The 21,926-nt window shown below is 69.1% G+C and carries 15 protein-coding genes; 2 read left to right on the top strand and 13 right to left on the bottom strand.

Annotated features, from left to right (window positions below; translation table 11 throughout):
- Positions 1-158: 158 nt before the first annotated feature.
- Together ACFPFQ_RS04340 and rpoB are read right to left on the bottom strand one after the other, a co-directional pair.
- Positions 159-4,085 (bottom strand): DNA-directed RNA polymerase subunit beta', encoded by a 3,927-nt coding sequence (locus tag ACFPFQ_RS04340; protein ID WP_379614974.1) that lies wholly within the window; start codon positions 4,083-4,085, stop codon positions 159-161.
- A gap of 40 nt (positions 4,086-4,125) precedes the next feature.
- Positions 4,126-7,629 carry a DNA-directed RNA polymerase subunit beta gene (gene rpoB, locus ACFPFQ_RS04335; protein ID WP_379614972.1) on the bottom strand — a complete coding sequence of 1,168 codons (3,504 nt, stop codon included), beginning with the start codon at positions 7,627-7,629 and terminating at the stop codon, positions 4,126-4,128.
- Positions 7,630-8,311: 682 nt separating this feature from the next.
- Here rpoB and ACFPFQ_RS04330 point away from each other — a divergent pair.
- Both ACFPFQ_RS04330 and ACFPFQ_RS04325 read left to right on the top strand, forming a co-directional pair.
- On the top strand, positions 8,312-9,280 hold the full coding sequence (locus tag ACFPFQ_RS04330) for a cyclase family protein (RefSeq protein ID WP_379614970.1): 969 nt from the start codon (positions 8,312-8,314) through the stop codon (positions 9,278-9,280).
- The gene (locus tag ACFPFQ_RS04325) at positions 9,277-10,932 is read left to right on the top strand and encodes a class I adenylate-forming enzyme family protein (protein ID WP_379614968.1); all 1,656 of its coding nucleotides are present in this window, start codon (positions 9,277-9,279) and stop codon (positions 10,930-10,932) included. Before ACFPFQ_RS04330 ends, ACFPFQ_RS04325 begins: the two co-directional genes overlap by 4 nt.
- A 98-nt stretch (positions 10,933-11,030) precedes the next feature.
- Here ACFPFQ_RS04325 and rplL read toward each other — a convergent pair whose 3' ends face one another.
- The 11 genes from rplL to ACFPFQ_RS04270 all read right to left on the bottom strand — a co-directional run bounded on the left by rplL (position 11,031) and on the right by ACFPFQ_RS04270 (position 21,925).
- Positions 11,031-11,417 carry a 50S ribosomal protein L7/L12 gene (gene rplL / locus ACFPFQ_RS04320; protein ID WP_379614966.1) on the bottom strand — a complete coding sequence of 129 codons (387 nt, stop codon included), beginning with the start codon at positions 11,415-11,417 and terminating at the stop codon, positions 11,031-11,033.
- A gap of 43 nt (positions 11,418-11,460) precedes the next feature.
- On the bottom strand, positions 11,461-12,048 hold the full coding sequence (rplJ, locus tag ACFPFQ_RS04315) for a 50S ribosomal protein L10 (protein WP_379614964.1): 588 nt from the start codon (positions 12,046-12,048) through the stop codon (positions 11,461-11,463).
- A 361-nt stretch (positions 12,049-12,409) separates the two neighbouring features.
- Complete coding sequence (locus tag ACFPFQ_RS04310; RefSeq protein ID WP_379614962.1) at positions 12,410-13,300, bottom strand: hypothetical protein; 891 nt, start codon at positions 13,298-13,300, stop codon at positions 12,410-12,412.
- Between the two features lie 29 nt (positions 13,301-13,329).
- A complete protein-coding gene (locus ACFPFQ_RS04305) occupies positions 13,330-13,899 on the bottom strand; it encodes a hypothetical protein (RefSeq protein ID WP_379614960.1) in 570 nt (189 codons plus the stop codon).
- Positions 13,900-13,925: 26 nt separating this feature from the next.
- Complete coding sequence (locus tag ACFPFQ_RS04300; RefSeq protein ID WP_379614958.1) at positions 13,926-15,149, bottom strand: MlaD family protein; 1,224 nt, start codon at positions 15,147-15,149, stop codon at positions 13,926-13,928.
- Complete coding sequence (locus ACFPFQ_RS04295; RefSeq protein WP_379614956.1) at positions 15,146-16,456, bottom strand: MCE family protein; 1,311 nt, start codon at positions 16,454-16,456, stop codon at positions 15,146-15,148. Before ACFPFQ_RS04295 ends, ACFPFQ_RS04300 begins: the two co-directional genes overlap by 4 nt.
- A complete protein-coding gene (locus ACFPFQ_RS04290; protein WP_379614954.1) occupies positions 16,453-17,667 on the bottom strand; it encodes an MCE family protein in 1,215 nt (404 codons plus the stop codon). The genes ACFPFQ_RS04295 and ACFPFQ_RS04290 overlap by 4 nt, the downstream gene beginning before the upstream one ends.
- Before the next feature lies 1 nt (position 17,668).
- A complete protein-coding gene (locus ACFPFQ_RS04285) occupies positions 17,669-18,631 on the bottom strand; it encodes an MCE family protein (RefSeq protein ID WP_379614952.1) in 963 nt (320 codons plus the stop codon).
- Positions 18,631-19,794 (bottom strand): MCE family protein, encoded by a 1,164-nt coding sequence (locus ACFPFQ_RS04280; RefSeq protein ID WP_379614950.1) that lies wholly within the window; start codon positions 19,792-19,794, stop codon positions 18,631-18,633. The genes ACFPFQ_RS04285 and ACFPFQ_RS04280 overlap by 1 nt, the downstream gene beginning before the upstream one ends.
- Positions 19,791-21,089 (bottom strand): MCE family protein, encoded by a 1,299-nt coding sequence (locus ACFPFQ_RS04275; protein ID WP_379614949.1) that lies wholly within the window; start codon positions 21,087-21,089, stop codon positions 19,791-19,793. The genes ACFPFQ_RS04280 and ACFPFQ_RS04275 overlap by 4 nt, the downstream gene beginning before the upstream one ends.
- Positions 21,086-21,925: an MlaE family ABC transporter permease gene (locus ACFPFQ_RS04270; protein WP_379614947.1), complete on the bottom strand. Its 840-nt coding sequence runs from the start codon at positions 21,923-21,925 to the stop codon at positions 21,086-21,088. Before ACFPFQ_RS04270 ends, ACFPFQ_RS04275 begins: the two co-directional genes overlap by 4 nt.
- Between the last annotated feature and the right edge of the window lies 1 nt (position 21,926).

Genomic DNA, 21,926 nt, shown 5'->3' with positions numbered 1-21,926 from the left:
GCACACGCTGGACCGCGTGCGAAGACGGGTGCAGGTGTGCGACGTCGGGCAGAAACGTCGGAAGGGGCCGGACACCGCCACGGGAGAGCGGTATCCGGCCCCTTCACGGGCCATCGAACTGCTGCCGGGCGACCGTCGCCGCCCGGCAGGACCACCGGCTAGCGGTAGTCGCGTCCGAAGTCGTAGTCGTCCAGCGGCACCGCGGCACCGGTGCCCGTGCCGAACACGTCGGGGCTGTAGTAGCCGTCGTCGTAGCTCGGCAGCGCGTAGGCGGCCGCGCGGGCCTCCTCCGTGGGCTGGACCTGGATGTTGCGGTACCGGCTGATGCCCGTACCGGCCGGGATCAGCTTGCCGATGATCACGTTCTCCTTGAGCCCGACGAGCTTGTCGCGCTTTCCGTTGATCGCAGCATCGGTGAGGATCCGGGTGGTCTCCTGGAACGAGGCCGCGGACAGCCACGACTCGGTGGCCAGCGAGGCCTTCGTGATCCCCATCAGCACCGGACGTCCGGCGGCCGGCTCGTTGCCCTCGGCCACGAGGCGCTTGTTCTGCGTCTCGAAGTCGGCGCGCTCGGTGAGCGAGCCGGGCAGGAAGTCCGACGCACCCGAGTCGATGATCGTGACCCGGCGCAGCATCTGCCGGACGATCACCTCGATGTGCTTGTCGTGGATGTCCACGCTCTGCGTGCGGTACACCTTCTGCACCTCACGCACGAGGTGCAGCTGCACCTCACGCGGACCCATGACCCGCAGCACCTCGTGCGGGTTGGCCGTGCCCTCGAGCAGCAGCTGCCCGACGTTGACGTGGTCGCCGTCGGCCAGCGGACGCTCCTGGCCGTCGATCGTGGTCATCGCCAGCCACTGCTGCTTCGACAGCTTCTCGTAGATGATCTCCTCGCCACCGTCGTCCGGGGTGAGGGTGATCTTGCGGAAGCGGTCGCCGTCGTCGATCGAGATCCGACCGTCGACATCGGCGATGGGCGCCATGCCCTTCGGGGTACGGGCCTCGAAGAGCTCCTGGACGCGCGGCAGACCCATCGTGATGTCGTCGGCACCCGCCACACCACCGGTGTGGAAGGTACGCATCGTCAGCTGGGTGCCGGGCTCACCGATGGACTGCGCGGCGACGATGCCGACGGCCTCGCCGATGTCCACCAGCTGGCCGGTGGCCATCGAACGGCCGTAGCAGAACGCGCAGATCCCGGTGGCCGAGGTGCACGTCAGCGCACTGCGGACCTTGATCTTCTCGACGCCGGCCTCGACCAGCGCGTCGAGCGCGGGGTCGCCGAGGTCGTCACCACGACGGACCACGAACTCGCCGTCCGGCCCCATGACGTCCTCGGCCGACGTGCGGGCGTAGACGCTGGTGCGGATGTAGCGGTGCGGGATCCGGCGGCCGTCGGAAGTCTCCTCCGTGACGGCCATCGTGATGCTGCGCTCGGTGCCGCAGTCGACCTCGCGGACGATGACGTCCTGCGAGACGTCCACGAGACGACGGGTCAGGTAGCCCGACTCGGCCGTACGCAGCGCGGTGTCGGCCAGACCCTTTCGGGTGCCGTGCGTGGAGATGAAGTACTCCAGCACCGACAGGCCCTCACGGAAGTTGGCCTTGATCGGACGCGGGATGTACTCGCCCTTGGGGTTGGCCACCAGACCACGCATACCGGCGAGCTGCCGGACCTGGGTCATGTTGCCCGCCGCCCCGGACGCCACGATCGTGGGGATCGGGTTGTCCGGCGGGAAGTTGGCCTCCATCGCCTTGGCCACCTCTTCGGAGGCCTGCGTCCAGATCTTGACCATCTCGTCGTTGCGCTCCTGGCGAGACAGCGCACCACGCTGGTAGCGCTTGTCGACCTGGAGTGCCCGCTCCTCGTAACCGTCGAGGATCTGCTGCTTGTTCGGCGGCACGATGACGTCGGAGATCGCGATGGTGACACCCGAACGCGTGGCCCAGTAGAAGCCCGCGTCCTTGAGCCGGTCCAGGACCTGGGCGACCTCGGTCATCGAGTACCGCTCGGCCAGCGCGTTGACGATCACGGCCTGGCGCTTCTTGGGCAGGATCTCGTTGACGAACGGGTAGTCCGACGGCAGCAGCTCGTTGAACAGCACCCGGCCCAGGGTGGTCTCGGCCAGGTACGGCTCACCGGGTGACCACCCCTTCTCGACGAGCGAGGGGTAGATGTCGGCCGGCGGGACGACCCCGTGGAGCCGGATCTTGATCGGCGCCTGCAGGTGGAGCACCTTGCGGTCGTAGGCCATGATCGCCTCGGCGACCGACGAGTAGACGCCGCCCTCGCCGTAGGCGCCAGGGCGCTCCTTGCTCAGGTGGTAGAGCCCCGTGACCATGTCCAGACGCGGCATGGCAAGCGGCCGACCCGACGCGGGCGACAGGATGTTGTTGCTCGAGAGCATCAGCACCCGGGCCTCGGACTGCGCCTCGGCCGACAGCGGCAGGTGCACCGCCATCTGGTCACCGTCGAAGTCGGCGTTGAACGCCTCACACACGAGCGGGTGGAGCTGGATGGCCTTGCCCTCGACCAGCTGCGGCTCGAAGGCCTGGATGCCCAGCCGGTGCAGGGTCGGTGCGCGGTTGAGCAGCACCGGGTGCTCGGAGATGACCTCTTCGAGCACGTCCCACACCTGAGAGCGCCCACGCTCGACCATGCGCTTCGCAGACTTGATGTTCTGCGCGTGGTTGAGGTCGACCAGCCGCTTCATGACGAACGGCTTGAACAGCTCCAGCGCCATCTGCTTGGGCAGGCCGCACTGGTGCAGCTTGAGCTGCGGGCCGACCACGATGACCGAACGGCCCGAGTAGTCGACGCGCTTGCCGAGCAGGTTCTGACGGAACCGGCCCTGCTTGCCCTTCAGCAGGTCGGACAGCGACTTGAGCGGCCGGTTGCCCGGGCCCGTCACCGGACGACCGCGACGGCCGTTGTCGAACAGCGCGTCGACGGCCTCCTGCAGCATCCGCTTCTCGTTGTTGACGATGATCTCGGGCGCGCCGAGGTCGATCAGTCGCTTGAGGCGGTTGTTGCGGTTGATCACACGGCGGTACAGGTCGTTCAGGTCGGACGTGGCGAAGCGGCCACCGTCGAGCTGCACCATCGGGCGCAGGTCCGGCGGGATGACCGGGACGCAGTCGAGCACCATGCCCATCGGCGAGTTGCCGGTGGTCTGGAACGCCGCGACGACCTTGAGGCGCTTGAGCGCGCGGAGCTTCTTCTGCCCCTTGCCGCTGCGGATGGTCTCGCGCAGGTTCTCGGCCTCGGCCGGGATGTCGAAGTTCTGCAGCAGGGTCTGGATCGCCTCGGCGCCCATGGACCCGGTGAAGTAGTCGCCGTAGCGGTCGTAGAGCTCGCGGTAGAGCCCCTCGTCCGCGATCAGCTGCTGCACGTCGAGCTTCGAGAAGGACGTCCAGATCTCGTCGAGCCGGTCCAGCTCGCGCTGGGCACGGTCACGGAGCTGGCGCATCTCGCGCTCGCCACCCTCCTTGACCTTGCGGCGGACGTCGCTCTTGGCGCCCTCGGCCTCGAGCTCGGCCACGTCGGCCTCGAGCTTCTGGGCCCGGGCCTCCAGGTCGGTGTCGCGGCGGTTCTCGACCCGCTTGCGCTCCACGCTCATCTCGTTCTCGAGCGTGGACAGGTCGGTGTGGCGCTGGTCCTTGTTGACCGACGTGATCACGTAGGCCGCGAAGTAGATGATCTTCTCGAGATCCTTCGGCGCCAGGTCGAGCAGGTAGCCCAGCCGGCTGGGCACACCCTTGAAGTACCAGATGTGCGTGACCGGGGCGGCCAGCTCGATGTGGCCCATCCGCTCACGGCGCACCTTGGCGCGAGTGACCTCGACGCCGCAGCGCTCGCAGATGATGCCCTTGAAGCGGACGCGCTTGTACTTACCGCAGTAGCACTCCCAGTCCCGGGTCGGACCGAAGATCTTCTCGCAGAAGAGCCCGTCCTTCTCCGGCTTGAGGGTGCGGTAGTTGATGGTCTCGGGCTTCTTGACCTCGCCGTGGGACCACTGCCGGATGTCCTCGGCGGTGGCCAGGCCGATGCGCAGCTCGTCGAAGAAGTTGACGTCGAGCACTAGTGTCCTCAGTTCCTTCGTGTGTCGGCTCTGGGCGGGGTCAGTTGACGACGTCGTCGACGGTCATCGACTCACTGCCGGGACGGCTGGACAGGTTGATGCCCAGGTTCGCCGCGGCACGTTCGAGGTCCTCGTCGTCGCTGTCGTGCATCTCGATGGCCGCGCCGTCACTGGAGAGCACCTCGACGTTGAGGCACAGCGACTGGAGCTCCTTGAGGAGCACCTTGAACGACTCCGGGATACCCGGCTCAGGGATGTTCTCGCCCTTGACGATCGCCTCGTAGACCTTGACCCGGCCCACCACGTCGTCCGACTTGATCGTGAGCAGTTCCTGCAGCGTGTATGCCGCGCCGTAGGCCTGCATCGCCCAGCACTCCATCTCACCGAACCGCTGGCCACCGAACTGGGCCTTACCACCCAGTGGCTGCTGCGTGATCATCGAGTACGGGCCGGTGGAACGCGCGTGGATCTTGTCGTCCACGAGGTGGAGCAGCTTCAGGATGTACATGTAGCCGACGGCGACCGGGAACGGGAACGGCTCCCCGGAGCGACCGTCGAACAGCTGGGCCTTGCCGTCGCCCTTGACCATGCGCTCGCCGTCACGGTTGGGCAGCGTCGAGCCCAGCAGGCCGGTGATCTCGTGCTCCTTGGCACCGTCGAACACCGGGGTGGCGGTCTTCGTGCCGGGAGGAGCCTCGAACAGGCTCTCCGGGATCTGGCTGGCCCAGTCCGGCTGCCCGTCGATCGACCAGCCGGTCTTGGCGATCCACCCGAGGTGGGTCTCCAGCACCTGGCCGATGTTCATCCGGCGCGGCACACCGTGGGTGTTGAGGATGATGTCGATCGGCGTGCCGTCGGGCAGGAACGGCATGTCCTCGGCGGGGAGGATCTTGCCGATGACGCCCTTGTTGCCGTGGCGGCCGGCGAGCTTGTCGCCGTCCTGGATCTTGCGCTTCTGGGCCACGTAGACGCGGACCAGCTCGTTGACGCCCGGCGCCAGCTCGTCCTCGTCGTCGCGGGAGAAGACCCGGATGCCGATGACCTTGCCGGTCTCGCCGTGCGGGACCTTCAGCGACGTGTCGCGCACCTCGCGCGCCTTCTCGCCGAAGATCGCGCGCAGCAGGCGCTCCTCCGGGGTCAGCTCCGTCTCGCCCTTGGGCGTGACCTTGCCGACGAGGATGTCGCCGGGCTGGACCTCGGCACCGATGCGGATGATGCCGCGCTCGTCGAGATCGGCGAGCACCTCCTCGGAGACGTTCGGGATGTCCCGGGTGATCTCCTCGGCGCCCAGCTTCGTGTCGCGGGCATCGATCTCGTGCTCCTCGATGTGGATCGACGTCAAGACGTCGTCCTGCACCAGGCGCTGCGAGAGGATGATGGCGTCCTCGTAGTTGTGGCCCTCCCACGGCATGATCGCCACGAGCAGGTTCTTGCCGAGCGCCATCTCGCCGTTCTCGGTGCACGGCCCGTCGGCCAGTACCTGGCCGACCTCGACGCGCGAACCCTCTTCGACGATGGGCTTCTGGTTGATGCAGGTGCCCTGGTTGCTGCGGCGGAACTTGTACAGCCGGTAGGTCTGGCGGGTGCCGTCGTCGGCCATCACCGTGATGAAGTCGGCGCACAGCTCCTCGACGATGCCGGCCTTCTCGTTCACGACCACGTCGCCCGCGTCGACAGCGGCGCGCAGCTCCATCCCGGTGCCCACGAGCGGTGAGTCGCTGCGCAGCAGGGGGACGGACTGACGCTGCATGTTGGCGCCCATGAGCGCGCGGTTGGCGTCGTCGTGCTCGAGGAACGGGATCATCGCCGAACCGACAGACACCATCTGCCGCGGAGAGACGTCGATGTAGTCGACACCGGCCGACGGGATGAGGTCGGGCTCGCCACCCTTGCGGCGGACGAGCACGCGCTCCTCGACGAAGTGTCCGTCCTCGGTCAGGCGCTCACTGGCCTGCGCGATGACGAAGCGGTCCTCCTCGTCGGCGGTGAGGTAGTCGATCTGATCCGTGGCCTGGCCGTTGTTGACCTTGCGGTACGGGGTCTGGATGAAGCCGAACGGGTTGACCTGCGCGAAGCTGGCCAACGACCCGATCAGGCCGATGTTCGGGCCCTCAGGCGTCTCGATCGGGCACATCCGGCCGTAGTGGCTGGCGTGCACATCCCGGACCTCGTAACCGGCGCGTTCACGCGACAGACCACCCGGGCCCAGCGCGTTGAGCCGACGCTTGTGCGTCAGGCCCGCGAGGGGGTTGGTCTGGTCCATGAACTGCGACAGCTGCGACGTGCCGAAGAACTCCTTGATCGCCGCCACGACGGGACGGATGTTGATCAGGGTCTGCGGCGTGATCGCCTCGACGTCCTGGGTGGTCATCCGCTCGCGGACGACCCGCTCCATGCGCGAGAGGCCGACGCGGATCTGGTTCTGGATCAGCTCGCCCACGGTGCGGATGCGGCGGTTGCCGAAGTGGTCGATGTCGTCGGTCTCGACCGGGATCTCGACCGCGTTCTCGCCCTCGCCGACCGTCATCATCGTGTCGCCGGCGTGCAGGCGCACCAGGTACTCGATGGCGGTGGCGATGTCGTCCTCGGTCAGCGTGCCCACCGAGTTCGGCGTCTTCTGCCCGAGCTTCTTGTTGGTCTTGTAGCGACCGACGCGCGCGAGGTCATAGCGCTTGTCCTTGAAGAACAGGTTCTCCAGCAGCGTCTGCGCGCTCTCACGGGTGGGCGGCTCGCCCGGGCGCAGCTTGCGGTAGATGTCGAGCAGCGCCTCGTCCTGCCCGGCGGTGTGATCCTTCTCCAGCGTCGCCAGCATCGTCTCGGAGAACCCGAAACGCGCCGCGATCTGCTCGGCGGTCCACCCCAGCGCCTTGAGCAGCACGGTGACCGGCTGGCGGCGCTTGCGGTCGATGCGCACACCGACGGTGTCGCGCTTGTCGACGTCGAACTCCAGCCACGCACCCCGGCTCGGGATGACCCGGACGGAGTAGACGTCCTTCTCGGTGGACTTGTCGATCTCGTGGGAGAAGTACACGCCCGGCGAGCGGACCAGCTGCGAGACCACGACACGCTCGGTGCCGTTGATGATGAAGGTGCCCTTGCGCGTCATCACGGGGAAGTCGCCCATGAAGACGGTCTGGCTCTTGATCTCACCCGTGGTGTTGTTCGTGAACTCCGCGGTGACGAACAGCGGAGCCGCGTAGGTCATGTCCTTGTCCTTGCACTCCTCCTCCGAGGCCTTGACCTCGTCGAAGCGAGGGTCGGAGAAGGACAGGGACATCGAGCCGGAGAAGTCCTCGATGGGCGAGATCTCGGTGAGGATGTCCTCGAGACCACCCATCGGGTTCTCGTCACCGGCATCGATCCGCCGCTGGAACCACGCCTCGTCGCCCACCAGCCACTCGAACGACTGGGTCTGCAGGTCGAGCAGGTCGGGCACCCGGAGGGGTTCACGAATCTTCGCGAACGAGACCCGGATCGGGGCGCCGGGGAGATTCATGTGGTCCGAGGTGGTCGCGGGGGTCTTGGTGGCGTGCGGCGATGCCAAGATGCGTCCTTCCGGAACTGCGCTTCTCGTCTGGCGGGCAACGGTCCGTACGCGATACCGTTCGACCTGAGCGGCCGTCGGTGATCAGTTGTGGATTCCGGTGCACGCCGTCTGTGTTGTCAGGGCGCAGCCACCGACCAGACCCGCGAGTGCACTGCATGGAAGTCCCGATCGGCGGGGAGCCCCTTGAGTGCGCGCGCAAAGCTGGACGGAGGCAGCGCAAAGAGGCAGTCTAGCTGCAAATGCAGCCGCTGTCGAGACAGGTCACCAAGGCAACCATCGAGACCTAAGAGTGACCTGACAGGCGCACCGAGTCAAGACGCTACGCGTCGGTAAGTGGTCCGTTCGGCGAGACGACCGGCCCGGAGTGCCCCGAACGGGGGCCTTCACGGCGGATGAGCAGCACCGGCAACGGCCTCGACCCATGGGGATGACCGCCCAACGGGGCCTTGCACGACACTACTCGCGCCCCGAGGGGTTCACTCCATCGCCCGACGGTCAACCTTTTCGAGTGACGCACGACGCACGAAACGGTCACGCGATGCGCGGCGCGCCGCTCCCCGTTCGAAGGGTGGGGACTCTCTACAGGCCGTCCGGCGCCCCAACTTGACACGTCCCGATTGTTGACACAAGCATCGTCGGAAGTCCTACTACCCGTCAACGATGACCGAGGTGACGACTTATGTCCGATGCACCCGCGATGCGCGAGCTGCTCGGTGACGACGCTCCCAGCAACTGGGGGAAGTGGGGCCCCGACGACGAGCTCGGCGCCCTGAACTACCTCGATGCGGCCGAGGTGCTGCGCGGCGTGCAGCACATCAAGTCCGGCGACGTGTTCACCCTGCAGATCCAGATGGGCCGCGCGGAGAGCCCCGGCGACCCGCTGTGGCCCGGCCGGGAAGGCATCAAGCGCAAGAACGAGCTGGACGAGAGCACCTGGGACGGCGAGGGCGCGCCCGCGTTCCCCGGCGGCCTGCACTACGCCGACGACACCGCCCACATCTTCCTGCAGGGCTCCACGCAGTACGACGCGCTGGGCCACGTCTGGTACGACGGCAAGCTCTGGAACGGCTACGACGCCCGCACCACCGTCGACGCGATGACCAAGGCGACGGTGCTGCCGATCGCCGAGAAGGGCATCGTCGGACGCGGCGTCCTGATCGACATGGCGCGCCACCGCGGCAAGGAGTACCTGGACAAGGGCGAGACGTTCGACCACAACGACCTGGAGGCCGCCGCCGCGGCCCAGGGCGTCACGATCGAGCCGCACGACATCCTGGTGATCCGCACCGGCTGGATGAAGTACTGGTACGAGCTCAACGACCCGGAGAAGTTCTACGACGGGTTCATCGAGCCCGGCCTGACCTACTCCCGCGAGCTCGTCGAGTGGTTCCAGAGCCGCGAGGTGCCGAACCTGGTCACCGACACGATCGCCAACGAGGTCACCACCGACCCGGTCTCCGGGGTCGCGCTGCCGCTGCACTGCGCGCTGATGCGCAACCTCGGCGTCACGCTCACCGAGATCGCCTGGCTCGACGACCTCGCCGACGCCTGCGCCGCCGACGGGCGCTGGACGTTCCTCTACGTCGCCGCCCCGCTGAAGGTAGTCAACGGCACCGGCGCACCGGTGAACCCCGTGGCCATCCGATGAGCTCCGTCTACTCGGAGAAGGTATGGCTGGCCCGGTACGCCGCCGGCCAGCCCGCAGAGATCGACGTCGAGTTCGCCAACGCCGTGGAGATGGTCAAGGCGACCGTCGCGCGCAACCCCGACGGCGACGCCATCCGCTACTTCGACGGGCGGATCAGCTTCGCCGAGCTGGACGGGCTGACCGACGCGTTCGCCGCCGGCATCCTCGATGCCGGGTTCACCGCGGGCGACCGCGTGGCGGTGTTCCTGCAGAACGTCCCGCAGTTCCTGATCGCGCAGATCGGCACGTGGAAGGCCGGCGGCATCGCGGTCTCCATCAACCCGATGAACAAGGGTCGGGAGCTGCGCGGGCTGCTCGACGACTCCGGCGCCACGGTGCTGGTGAGCATGCAGAGCCTCTACCGCGACGTGGCGAAGGACGTGCTCGACGGCACCGCGGTACGCACTGTCATCACGACCTCGGAGCTGGAGTACCAGACCCGGGGCGACGAGCGGATCTTCAGCGGGGTCGAGCGCATCGACCTCCCCGACACCGTGGACATGGCGGCCCTGCTGGAGCGGTTCCAGGGGCAGTCGCCGCCCGCGGTCACGCTCGGGCCCGACGACATCGCGTTCCTGACCTACACCTCGGGCACCACCGGGCCGCCCAAGGGCGCGATGACGACCCACCGCAACGTGGTCTTCAACGCGCAGAGCTACCGCGACTGGATCGGGCTCTCCGGTGACGACGTCGTGCTGGGCGTCGCGCCCCTGTTCCACATCACCGGGCTGATCGGGCACATCGCGATCTGCATGCTGGTGGGGGCGCCGCTGGTGCTGATGTACCGGCTGGACCCGGCCGTCGCGATCGAGACGATCCGCGACGAGCGCGTCACGTTCACGGTCGGGTCGATCACGGTGTTCATCGCGCTGATGAACTCCCCCGCCGCCGACCGGGAGGCGCTCTCCAGCCTCACGAAGATCTTCTCCGGTGGGGCGCCGATCCCGCCGAGCACCGTCACCGCGTTCCAGAACGCCTTCGGCACCTACATCCACAACATCTACGGGCTGACCGAGACCACGTCGCCGTCGCACGGTGTGCCGCTGGGCGCGACGGCCCCCGTCGACCCCGCGTCGGGCGCGCTCTCGGTCGGGGTGCCGATCTACAACACGGTGGTGCGGATCGTCGACGACGAGGGCAAGGACCTGCCGCCCGGCGAGATCGGCGAGCTCGTCACGGCCGGGCCACAGGTCGTGGTCGGGTACTGGCAGAAGCCCGACGAGAGCGCCAAGGCCTTCCCCGACGGCGCGCTGCACACCGGCGACGTCGGCTACATGGACGCCGAGGGCTGGTTCTACATCGTCGACCGCAAGAAGGACCAGATCAACGTCAGCGGCTACAAGGTGTGGCCGCGCGAGGTGGAGGACATGCTCTACGAGCACGCCTCGGTGCGCGAGGCGGCCGTCGTCGGGGTGCCTGACGAGTACCGCGGCGAGACGGTGAAGGCGTTCGTGAGCCTGCGCCCCGGCACGAGCGCCACGCCGGAGGAGCTGATCGCCTTCACCAAGGAGCGGATGGCGGCCTACAAGTACCCGCGCCAGGTGGAGATCCTCGACGAGATCCCGAAGACGGTGACGGGCAAGCTGCTGCGCCGGGAGCTGCGGGGGCGGTAGCTCCCCTGCACCCTGCGCGAACCGGGCCCGACAACGCGAAAGGCGCTCCCGTCCAGTGGACGGGAGCGCCTTTCGGTGGTGCGGGTGCGGTACCGAGATCAGCTCAGGCTGACCTTGGCGCCGGCCTCCTCGAGCTTGGCCTTGGCGGCGTCGGCCGCGTCCTTGGCAACGCCCTCGAGGATCGCCTTGGGGGCGGACTCGACGAGGTCCTTGGCCTCCTTGAGGCCCAGGCCCGAGACGAGCTCACGGACGACCTTGATGACCTGGATCTTCTTGTCACCGGCGGCGTCGAGGACGACGTTGAACTCGTCCTTCTCCTCCGGGGCGTCGGCGGCGGCGGCAGCGGGGCCGGCGGCGGCAACGGCGACCGGGGCGGCCGCTGTGACGTCGAAGGTCTCCTCGAACTTCTTCACGAACTCCGACAGCTCGATCAGGGTGAGGTCCTTGAAGGCCTCGAGCAGCTCGTCGGTGGACAGCTTCGCCATGGTGGCGTTCCTCTCTGATTCTGACTAAAGCAGGGGGTGGTGATCAGCTCTCGGCGTCTGCCGCAGCCTCGGTTGCAGCGCTGTCCTCGGCGGGCGCGGCAGCAGCCGGGCCCTCCTCGGCAGCGCGCTTGTCGGCCAGCGCCTGTGCCAGGCGGGCGACCTGCGAAGCGGGAGCGGCGAACAGGCCCGCGGCCTTGGCCATGGTCCCCTTCATCGCACCTGCGAGCTTCGACAGCAGGACCTCGCGGGACTCCAGGTCAGCGAGCTGGTTGACCTCGGCAACGGTCAGCGAGCGACCGTCCATGAAGCCACCCTTGATCACCAGGGCCTGGTTGGCCTTGGCGAAGTCACGCAGTGCCTTGGCGGCATCGACGGGCTCGCCGGTGATGAAGGCGATCGCCGTGGGGCCGACGAGCAGCTGCTCGATGCCCTGGATGCCGGCATCCTCGGCCGCCCGCTTCACCAGGGTGTTCTTGGCGACGCGATAGACGGTGTCATCACCCAGGTTGCGGCGCAGGGCCGTCAGCTGGGTCATGGTGAGGCCGCGGTACTCGGTGACCACCGAGGCGGACGAGCCCCGGAAACGGCCGGCGATCTCTTCGACCGTCGTGACCTTGTCGGGTCTGACCATCCCTTGCCTCCTCTCGGTTGTCGGGGGGTTACGTCGTGCAGACCCACCGGGGTGACCGAGGAAGAGGACCCAGAAATGACGAACGCCCCGGACGCAGGAGCGCACGGGGCGTGGACGGGCGCGTGCCTACGCGCCCGGCGAAACCTCGTCCTCCTGCGCGGGTCGTCCGCTCTCGCGGAGCCTTCGTGCGCCTGGCGTGATCACTCATGCCGGGCGCAGACCTGCGGTCTTCGGTGGAACTGACGCCAAGGATACGCGACCGGCAACGCCGTCCCTGCGCGGGTCCCTCGCACACACCGAAGCGTCCCCGCACACACCGTGCAGGGTGTGTGCGGGGACGCGGAGGTGTGTGCGAAGAGCGTCAGCGGCTGACGACGCCGGCGATCTTCCAGTGCCCGTCGATCTTCTCACCGCTGACGGTGAGCCTGCCGGCCGCCGCGAGCTGCGACGGCTGCCCGCCGGACGCGGCGCGGGTGGCCTGCTGGTCCATGAACGCCACGAGCACGGCGTGGTCACCCTCGATGCTCTGCACCGCGGAGAACGCGATCGTGGCCGTGACCACGGCCTGCTGCTGCGGTGCGAGCTGGCGGACCTGGGTGAACAGCTGGTCGTACTGCTGCTCGAACGCCGGCGTGATGACGGCCTTGGCCGCCTTCTCGTTCTCGTCGAGCCGCGCGTAGTCGTAGGAGTAGACGGTCTTGAGCGCGTCGGTGAGCTGCTCCGTCGCCGCGGTGGTGGCAGCCATGTCCACCAGCGCGGTGTTCGCGGCGGCCGGGGTGCCACGCAGGTTCGCGTTGGCGATGCCGAAGAACACCGCAAGACCCGTGAGCAGCACCAGCAGGACCGCCAGCAGCGGGACGGCGAGCGCGCGCAGGCGGCCCCGCAGACCCGCCCGCGGAGACGGGGCGACGGCCGGCTCGGTGGCCGCCACCGCCGCGACCTCGACCGTGGCCGACTCCACCGCGGGCACCTCGACGGTGGCGGCCGACGCCCGCCGACCGGCGCGGCGGCCGGCCGGCTTCGTGAGCGTCACGGACGCGTCCGAGACGTCGGCCGGGATCTCGGTCGACGTCTCGGACGGAGCGGCAGCGGGGCGCGTGGCCTCGTCGAGCGCGACGGAACCGCGCAGGTGCGGGTGGTCGTGGCCGTTCTCGGACCCGTCGGCGCGCGACGTGGCGGGCGCGAGCCCGGCGACGCGGGGCCTGCGGATGCCGCTGACGCGGGTACGGGGAGCGCGGGGGCGCGGGGGCATGGCGGTCACCTCTTGATCAGCTCGCTCGCTCAACTCGACGGGGCCCGGACGGGGGAGAGCCTGCTGGCCTTCCATCCGGCATCGGTGCGGGTCATCTCCAGCTGCAGCCGCTGCCGGGTGACGACGGGCTGCTGGCCCTCCGGGGTGACCTGGACGTCGAGCCCGACCAGCACGCGCGCCACGCCGGTGCGGACGTCGAGCTGGGAGACGGCCGCATCGGTGACCGTGGCCTTCGTGACGCGCTTGGAGTCGCTCACGACCTTCGCGTAGTCGGCGCGGTTCTTCTTGAACTCGTCGAGCAGGGGGCCCGTCGAGGTCTGCTCCCACAGGTCGAGCCCGGCGTCCACCTTGGTGGCGTCGAGCGAGTTGAGGTTGATCGCCGCCTGCTGCGCGTCGAGGAGCACCGTGTCGCGGGTGGCGGCCATCTCCAGGTCGGTGCTGTTCAGGGCCATCACCCAGAGCACGCCGAACACCAGCGCGACGACCGCCGCCAGCGCCACCAGCACGGACAGCACCCGCACCGGGGTGAGGAGCGGCTGCCGCGGCGCGTCCGGGATCGGGACGGCGGCGGTCGGGGGCGATTCGTCGAGTAGCGTCATGCGGCTCTCCAGCCGTCGGGGGTGATTCAGCCGAGCAGGATCTGCGCCAGTGAGCTCAGCGGCGGGGTGGACGTGACGGGCGCCGTGCCGGCCGGAAGCGATCCGGGCGGCCCGACCGGGGCGTTGGCGGGCGGTTTCGGGGTCTCGGCACGCGGCACGTTCTGCGCGCCGCGCACGTTGATCGGGCTGCCCTTGGGCTCCGCGCAGTAGGCGTCGTAGTTGAGCGCCTCCGGGCCGACGGCGTTGCCGGGCCGGTGCGGGGTGCTCTCGTAGCCCTGGGTGCAGGCGTACGGGTCGAACAGGTTGACGGCGAGGCCGAGGTGGGCCGTGCCGTCGCCGGGCACGGCCGACGACGCGCCCGCGACGAGCGCCGGGTAGGTGACGAGGATCTGCCGCAGCCCGTCCTGGCGGGGCTCGGCGACCCGCGAGACCGTGAGCAGGTCGGCCACGAGCTGCGACAGGCCCGGCCCGCTCTCGCGGAGCAGGCCGATGATCTGGTCGGACACGACCGGGCCGGCCCCGATCAGGTTCCGCAGATCGGGGTCGGACTTCACGAGCTGGTCCGACAGCAGCGACAGGTTCTTGCTGAAGCTCTGGAACGAGCCCGCGGTGTCGTTGGCCGTGGTCAGCACCGTGCGCCCGTCGTGGACGAGCTTCAACGTCTGCGGCAGCGCGTCGACGGCGTCGGCGGAGAACGCGTTGGTGGTGTCCAGGATCTTCTGCAGCGGCTGCGACGTGTTCTTGAACGACGTGCCCAGCTCCGTGACCACGGTGTGCAGCGCGTCGAGCGGCACCGAGCGCACGAAGTCGTCCAGGCTCGACACGAGGTCCTCGACCGGCACCGGGGTCGTGGTGCGGGCCGCCGGGATAACCGAGCCCGCCACCAGCTCGGGGCCGCCGTCGGTGGCCGGCTTGAGGTCGACGAACTGCTCGCCGAGCGCGGAGAGGTTTGCCACCTGCGCGTCGAGGTCTGCCGGGATCGACGGGGCGCTCTTGTTGATGTCGAGCTGGACGTCGACTCCCTGCGCGGTGAGGCTGAGCGGCCCGACCCGGCCGACCGTGACACCGCGGTAGGTGACGTCGGCGCCGGTGAAGATGCCGCCCGACTGCGCGAGCTGCATCGTCACCGGGTAGGTCGTGGAGCCGAAGACGTTGCCGAGGCCTGCGTAGCGGAAGCCGGCGTACCCGACACCGGCCACCGCGAGCAGCAGGAACCCGATCAGCTGGATCCGGACCACCTTGGTGATCACGAGCCACCTCCGAACAGTCCACCGAGCAGCCCGCCGGGCTTCGGTGTGGGGGTGGGTGTGGGAGTCGGGGTCGGTGTCGGGGTCGCCGAGGCCCCCGGTGCCGCGGGAGCAGCGGGGGCCGGCGTGGCCGGGGCCGCGGGGCCGAGCAGGCCGCCCGGCCCGAGCAGCGACGGCGGTGACTTGAGCCCCTCCGGCGCCACCAGCGGACCGACCAGCGGGCCGAGCAGCTGCGCGGTGGGCGGCAGCGCGCTCAGCGGACCGTCCGGGCCCGGGAAGGGCTGGTTGGACCGCGCGAGGTTGCCCAGCACGTCACCGAGGTCCAGGTCGACCGTGGCGTAGAGGTTGGCGTAGTCACCCGCGAACGCGTTGATGGACGCGTCGGTGAACGGCGGCGACGGCAGGATCTCCAGCGAGTTGGGCAGGTCCTGCCCCGACTCGACGAGCTTGTTCAGCGTGGGCTGCAGCAGCCGCAGGTCGGCGACGAGATCGTCGCGGCTGCGGTCGACGACGCCGGTGGCGACACCGGAGAGGCGGTCGAGCGCCTGCAGCATGTCGACGAGCTGCCCGCGCTGCGCCTCCAGCTCCTTGAGCCCGGGAGCGAGGTTGTCGAGCGCGTTCGTGATCTGGCCCTTGTGCTGGTCCAGCGTGGACGAGAGCTTGTTGACCTCGTCGAGCGCCCTGGTGATCTCGCCCTTCTTGGCGTCGAGCGCACCGACGAGGGTGTTGACGTCGCTCAGCAGCGACCGGATCTCCGGCTCGTTGCCCGAGAGCGCCTTGTTGAGCTCGGTGGCGATGGTGCGGATCTGGTTGACGCCGCCGCCGTTCAGCAGCATCGACAGCGCACCGAGCACCTCCTCCACCTCTGCGGCGCGACCGGTGCTGGACAGCGGGATGACGGCGCCGTCGGCGATCCGCGGCGCTGGTGCGGCACCGGGCGCCGTGGTCGGCGCGGCCAGCTCCACGAACTTCTCCCCCAGCAGGCTGGTGGTGCGCACGCGCGCCTGGGTGTCGGCCGGGAGCTGGACGTCGCCGTTGACGAGCATGGAGACCTCGGCCGTCCAGTTCGGGCCGACGCCGATCCCGGTGACCGTGCCGACGGGCACGTCGTTGACCTTCACCAGCGACTGCGGCACCAGGTCGACGACGTCGGAGAACTCGGCGGTGAGCTGGTAGGGCGCGGACCCCAGGTCGGCGCCACCGGGCAGCGACACCCCGCGCAGGCCGTTGGACAGCACGCCGCACCCGCTCGTGAGCAGGGCGGCAGCGGTGGCGACGGCGGCCAACCGGACCGCTCGACGGTGCATCATCGGCCGGCTCCTTCGGTGGGAACACCGGTACCGGCGAGCGCGGGCGGCAGCGTGGGCAGCGCGAGCCCCGGGACGGGCGGCGGCTTCCCGGCCTGCAGCGCCGTGACCACCTGTGCCGGGGACGGCAGCGGCACCGCACCGTTGAGGATCGGGGCCACCTGCGCGCAGGAGTCGGTGAGCGCCTTCGGCAGCCCCTGCGGCGCGCTGCGCTTGATCAGCTCGCAGACCAGCACGATCGGCGGCATCGTCAGCTCGTTGATGTTGGCCCGGGTGTCGATCGTGCCCGAGGAGCCGTTGTAGGTGTTGGCGAGGTTCGACAGGGCCGCCGGGGCGATGTCGAAGGTCTCGGCGAGCGCCTTCTGCTGCTTCACCAGCACCGCCGTGACGTCGACCAGCTTGTCGACGTTGCCCTTGAGGCCCTCGCGGTTGTCGCGGATGAAGTCGGCGACGTCGCCGAGTGCCACCGAGAGCTCGGAGACCGCCGAGCCGAGGTCGCCGCGCTCGTCGGCGAGGAAGCCGGAGACATCGGCGAGCCGGGTGTTGAACTCCCGGACCTGCGCATCGTTGGCGGCGATCGTGGAGACGAACGACTGCAGCTCCGTGACGGTGCCGAACAGGTCCTGGCGGGAGTCGGCCAGCGTGCCCGACAGCTGCCCGAGGTTGTTGATCGTGTCGTTGACCGCCTGCCCGTTGCCGTCGAGGGAGGCGGCACCGACCTTCAACAGGTCCGACAGCGCACCGGAGGAGTTGGCCCCGTTGGGCCCCAGCGACTTCGCGAGCTGGGTGGCCGTGCGGGTCAGGTCGTCGACGCCCAGCGGCACCTTGGTGCGATCGATCGGGATGACCGCGCCGTCGGCGAGCTCGGGGCCGGTGGAGTACGTGGGCGTCAGCTGGATGTAGCGGCCCGTCACCAGGCTCGGGGAGACCACCACGGCGTTGACGTCGGCCGGGAGCTTCAGGTCCGGGTCGTCGAGCTGCATGTCGACCTTCACCTGCGTGCCCTGCGGCGTGACGCTCGTGATCCGGCCGACGGGCACACCGAGCACCCGCACGTCGTTGTCGGCGAAGACCGCAGCCGCCGACGAGATGTACGCGGTGACCTTGTGACCGGACGGGCGGGCCACCAGGTAGACGCCGCCGGCCAGCAGCACGGCGACGACGGCGATCAGTCCGACGAACTGGAGCTGGCGACTGTCGGTCTTGCCGGCCACCTCAGCACCCCCCAGGGTTGATCGGGCCGACAGGTGGCGGCAGCAACCCGCAGATGTAGTTGTCGAACCAGCGCCCGTTGCCGAGCGCGTTGGTGAAGACGCGGGCGAACAGCGCCAGCCGCTCGACGCCGGTGTCGATCGAGTCGCGGTTGCGCTGCAGCAGCGCGGCCACCCGGTCGAGCTGCGCGAGCGTGGAACCGAGCTGGTCGCGGTTGTCGGCCACGAGCCCGCGCAGCTGCACCGACAGCGACCGGGTGCCGTCGAGCAGCGCGCTGATCGCGTCCTTGCGGCTCTGCAGCTCGCCCAGCAGCAGGTTGCCGTCCGACAGCAGCTTCTCGAACTCGGCGTTGCGGTCGGCCAGCACCGTGGACAGCGAGTGGGTGCCCGAGAGCAGCTGCTTGATCTGGTCGTCGCGCCCGGCGATGGTGGTGGACAGCCGCGAGAGCCCGTCGAGTGCGCCCCGGATCTCCGGGGGCGTGCCGCGGAAGGTGTCGGCCAGCGTCGTCAGGCTCGTGGAGAGCTGGTCGGTGTTGAGGTCGCCGACGGTCTGCGACAGCCCGTTGAACGCCTCCACCACGTCGAAGGGTGACGCGGTGCGGGAGAGCGGGATCGGCGTGCCCGGGTCGAGCTCGTTGCTGCCCTGGGGGGCAAGCGCCAGGTACTTGGACCCGAGCAGCGTCTTGATGTCGATCGACGCGCTGGTCTGGTCGCCGACCCAGGCGTCGCTGACGGTGAACCCGACCAGCACCTTGTTGCCGGCCAGCTTCACCGAGTCGACGCGGCCAGCCTCGACACCCGCGATCGTGACGAGCGCGCCGGAGGTGAGCCCGGCCGCCTCGCTGAACTCGGCCTGGTAGCTGCGGCCGCCGCCGAACAGTTTGGGACCGTTCATCGCCAGCAGCACGACCACCAGGATCACGACGATCCCGATGACCGCGAGCGGCACCGGTCGACGGGTAATCATCAGCCACCACCCAGCGGGAGTGCGGGCAACGCGGGAAGCGACGGCACGCTCGAGGGCAGTGCCGGCAGCGGCGCGGGCAGCGCAGGCAGCCCGCCGAGCGGGTTGGGAGCATTGGCGCCCGCACCCGCCGGATCGGGCCCGCAGCGCGCCGACGGGCTGGAGTAGGCCGGGATCTCGAACGCCGGGATGTAGGGCTTCAGCCCCACCGTGCCGGACAGGCCGCACAGGTAGAACTGGAACCAGGAACCGTAGGTGCCCACGTGCGAGATGGCCTCGAGCTTGATCGGCAGATTCTTGATCGTCTGCTCCACCTTGGGCTCGTCCTGGTTGAAGTTGTCGGCGAGCGAGCCCAGCGCGGCGATGTCGTCCTTCAGCGCCGGGCGGGCGTCGTCGACGAGGCTGGAGGTGACCTCGGTGAGGTGCCCGATCGAGACGATCGCGTCGCCGATGGGCTTGCGGTCCTGCGCCAGCCCGGAGACCAGCTCCTGCAGGGAGCTGACCAGGTCCGACAGCTGCTGGTCGCGCGAGTTGACCGTGGTGAGCACCGAGTTGAGGTTGTCGATGACCTGGCCGATCACCTGGTCGCGGTCGGCGAGGGTGTTGGTGAGCGACGACGTGCTGGCCAGCAGCTCCGACACGGTGCCGCCCTGCCCCTGCAGCACCTGCACGATCTCGAACGACAGCTGGTTGATCTGCTGCGGGTCGAGGCCCTCGAACAGCGGCTTGAAGCCGTTGAACAGCGTGGTGAGGTTCAGCGGGGCGCGGGTCTGCTCCGCGGGGATCAGCGCGTTCGCCGCCAGCATGACGCCCTGCGGCCCGGGGGCCTGTGCGAGCCCGAGGAAGCGCTGCCCGATCAGGTTCTTGTAGAGGATCGACGCGATGGCCGACGACGGGATCGGACGGTTGCGATCGACACTGAACGTGACGTCGGCGAAGCGCCTGTCCGCGATCTTGATGCTGTCGACGGCCCCGACGACGACGCCCGCGATGCGCACGTCGTCGCCCGCGAGCAGCCCGGTGGCGTCGGTGAAGCGCGCCGTGTAGCTGACGCGGTCGCCCGACGAGGCGTTGGCGATGGTCAGCGCGAGCACCGTGGTGGCCATCGCGATCACGACCGCCAGCGCGAGGAACTTGATCAGCGGGGCCAAGGGGATGCGGCTCATGTCAGCGTCACCTCCGTGCCGCGGTAGAGCGGGCCCAGCAGCATCGAGCTCCAGGACGGGACCTCGGCGGTCGAGCCGCCGGTCTGCGCGGCCACCAGCTCGGCCACGATCTGCTGCTCACCGGGCGAGTTGGGCAGGCCCATACCGGTGTAGGACGCGGGGATGATGCCGGCGTCCGCAGCGCTCGAGCTGGTCTGGCCGACCGGCGGTGTCGGGTGCTGCGAGCCGTCCTTGAGCGGGCCGTCCGGCGGGTCCTGCGGCGAGAGCGGCACGATCGGGTAGCAGCGCGGGCCGCGGTCGTCGTCGTACTTCGGCTCGTCGCGGTTGGGCACGTACTTGCCCTTGTTGTTGACGATCTCGATCGTGACGTGGATGCCGGGCTGGTTGTTGGTCTTGCCGAACGCGGCGTCCCCGAGCGGGATCAGCGAGGTGATCTGGTGGAAGAAGCAGGGGAACTCGGGCGCGTAGCGCGCCAGGCTCTCCAGCGTCGGCCGGGTGGAGGACGCGAGCCCGATCAGGTTGTCGCCGTTGGCCGCGAGGAAGCCCTGCAGGTCATCGGATGCGCCGGTGACGCTGCTGAACAGGTCCTGCAGCTCGGCGCGCTGGTCCACGATCGTCTTGCTGGTGACCGTGAGGTTGTCCAGCGCCTGCAGCAGGTCCGGAGCGGCCTGGTTGAGGTTGCCGGAGAAGTCCGCGAGCTGCGTGATGTCGGCCTGCAGATCCGGGATGGCCGGTTGCAGGCCGCCGGTCAGCTTCTGCAACCGCACCAGCGTCTGGCCCAGCTGCTCGCCGCGGCCCTCGAGCGCACCCGAGAGGGAGCTGAGCGTCATCGCGAGGTCCTGCGGCGCGACGTCCTGCAGCAGCGGCAGCAGGCCGTCGAGCACGCGGTCGACCTCGCGGGCGGTGGAGCTGCGGTCCTGCGGGATGACGTCTCCTGCCGCGAGCGTCTTCACGGGCCCGCTCTCGGGCGGCACGAGCGACACGTACTTCTCACCGAACAGCGTCTTGGGGAGCAGGCGCGCCGAGACGTCCGCGGGGATGAGGCTGATCTTGTCGCTGTCGATCAGCATCTGCACGGTGGCGCCGGTGGCGGTGGCGTCCACCTGCTCGACCTGCCCGACCTTGAGGCCCCGCACCTTGACGTCGGCATTGGTGGTGAGCTGGCTGCCGACGCGATCGACCTGCAGCGTCACCGGGATGCCGCCGTTGAAAGCGCCGGCGTACTTGCCGATGGCGAGCCCGACCATCGCCACCATGACGGCGACGAACACCACGCCCAGCAGCCGCTGCCTCATCCGGCCACGCTCACCGACGTCGACGTCCCGAAGATCACCAGGGTGAGGAAGAAGTCGAGGATCGCGGTGCTGACGATCGAGAGCCGCACCGAGCGGCCGACGGCGATGCCCACACCGGCCGGGCCACCCTTGGCGTTGTAGCCGTAGTGGCAGTGGATCAGGATCACCACGATCGCGAAGACGATGACCTTGAGGTAGGAGTAGAGGACGTCGCTCACGGGTAGGAACAGATCGAAGTAATGATCATAGGTTCCGCCTGGTAGCCCGTTGAGCACCGTGACGTTGAGCCGGGCGGCGGCGAAGCTCGCCAGCAGGCCGACGGTGTACATCGGGATGATCGCGATGACGCCGGCGATCACGCGCGTGGTGATGAGGAACGGCACGCTGGGCACCGCCATCACCTCGAGCGCGTCGATCTCCTCGGAGATCCGCATGGCGCCCAGCTGCGCGGTGAACCCGGCGCCGAGGGTGGCCGTCAGCGCCGCGGCGGCGACCAGCGGGGCGATGTCTCGGGTGTTGAAGTACGCGGTGACGAAGCCGGTGAGCGCCTCGACGCCGAGTGCGTCGAGCGCGCGGAATCCCTGCAGCCCCACGAGGCTGCCGACGAACAGCGACAGCGACAGCATGACGCCCGCCGTGCCGAGGATGACCACCAGCGCGCCGGAGCCGAAGCTGACCTCCGCCAGCAGCCGCGCGATCTCCGAGCGGTAGCGGCGGACCGTGCGCGGGATCCACACGATCGCCCGCGCGTAGAGCGAGAGCTGCTCGCCCAGCATGTCGAGCTGCTCGAGCGGCCCGTTCAGCGCCCGGCGGGCCCGGTTCCCCAAGATCGCCACG

The organism is Pseudonocardia sp. GCM10023141 (genome assembly GCF_042653605.1).
Note: the sequence above shows the minus strand (reverse complement) of the source record. Positions and strands in the feature narration are given on the sequence as shown.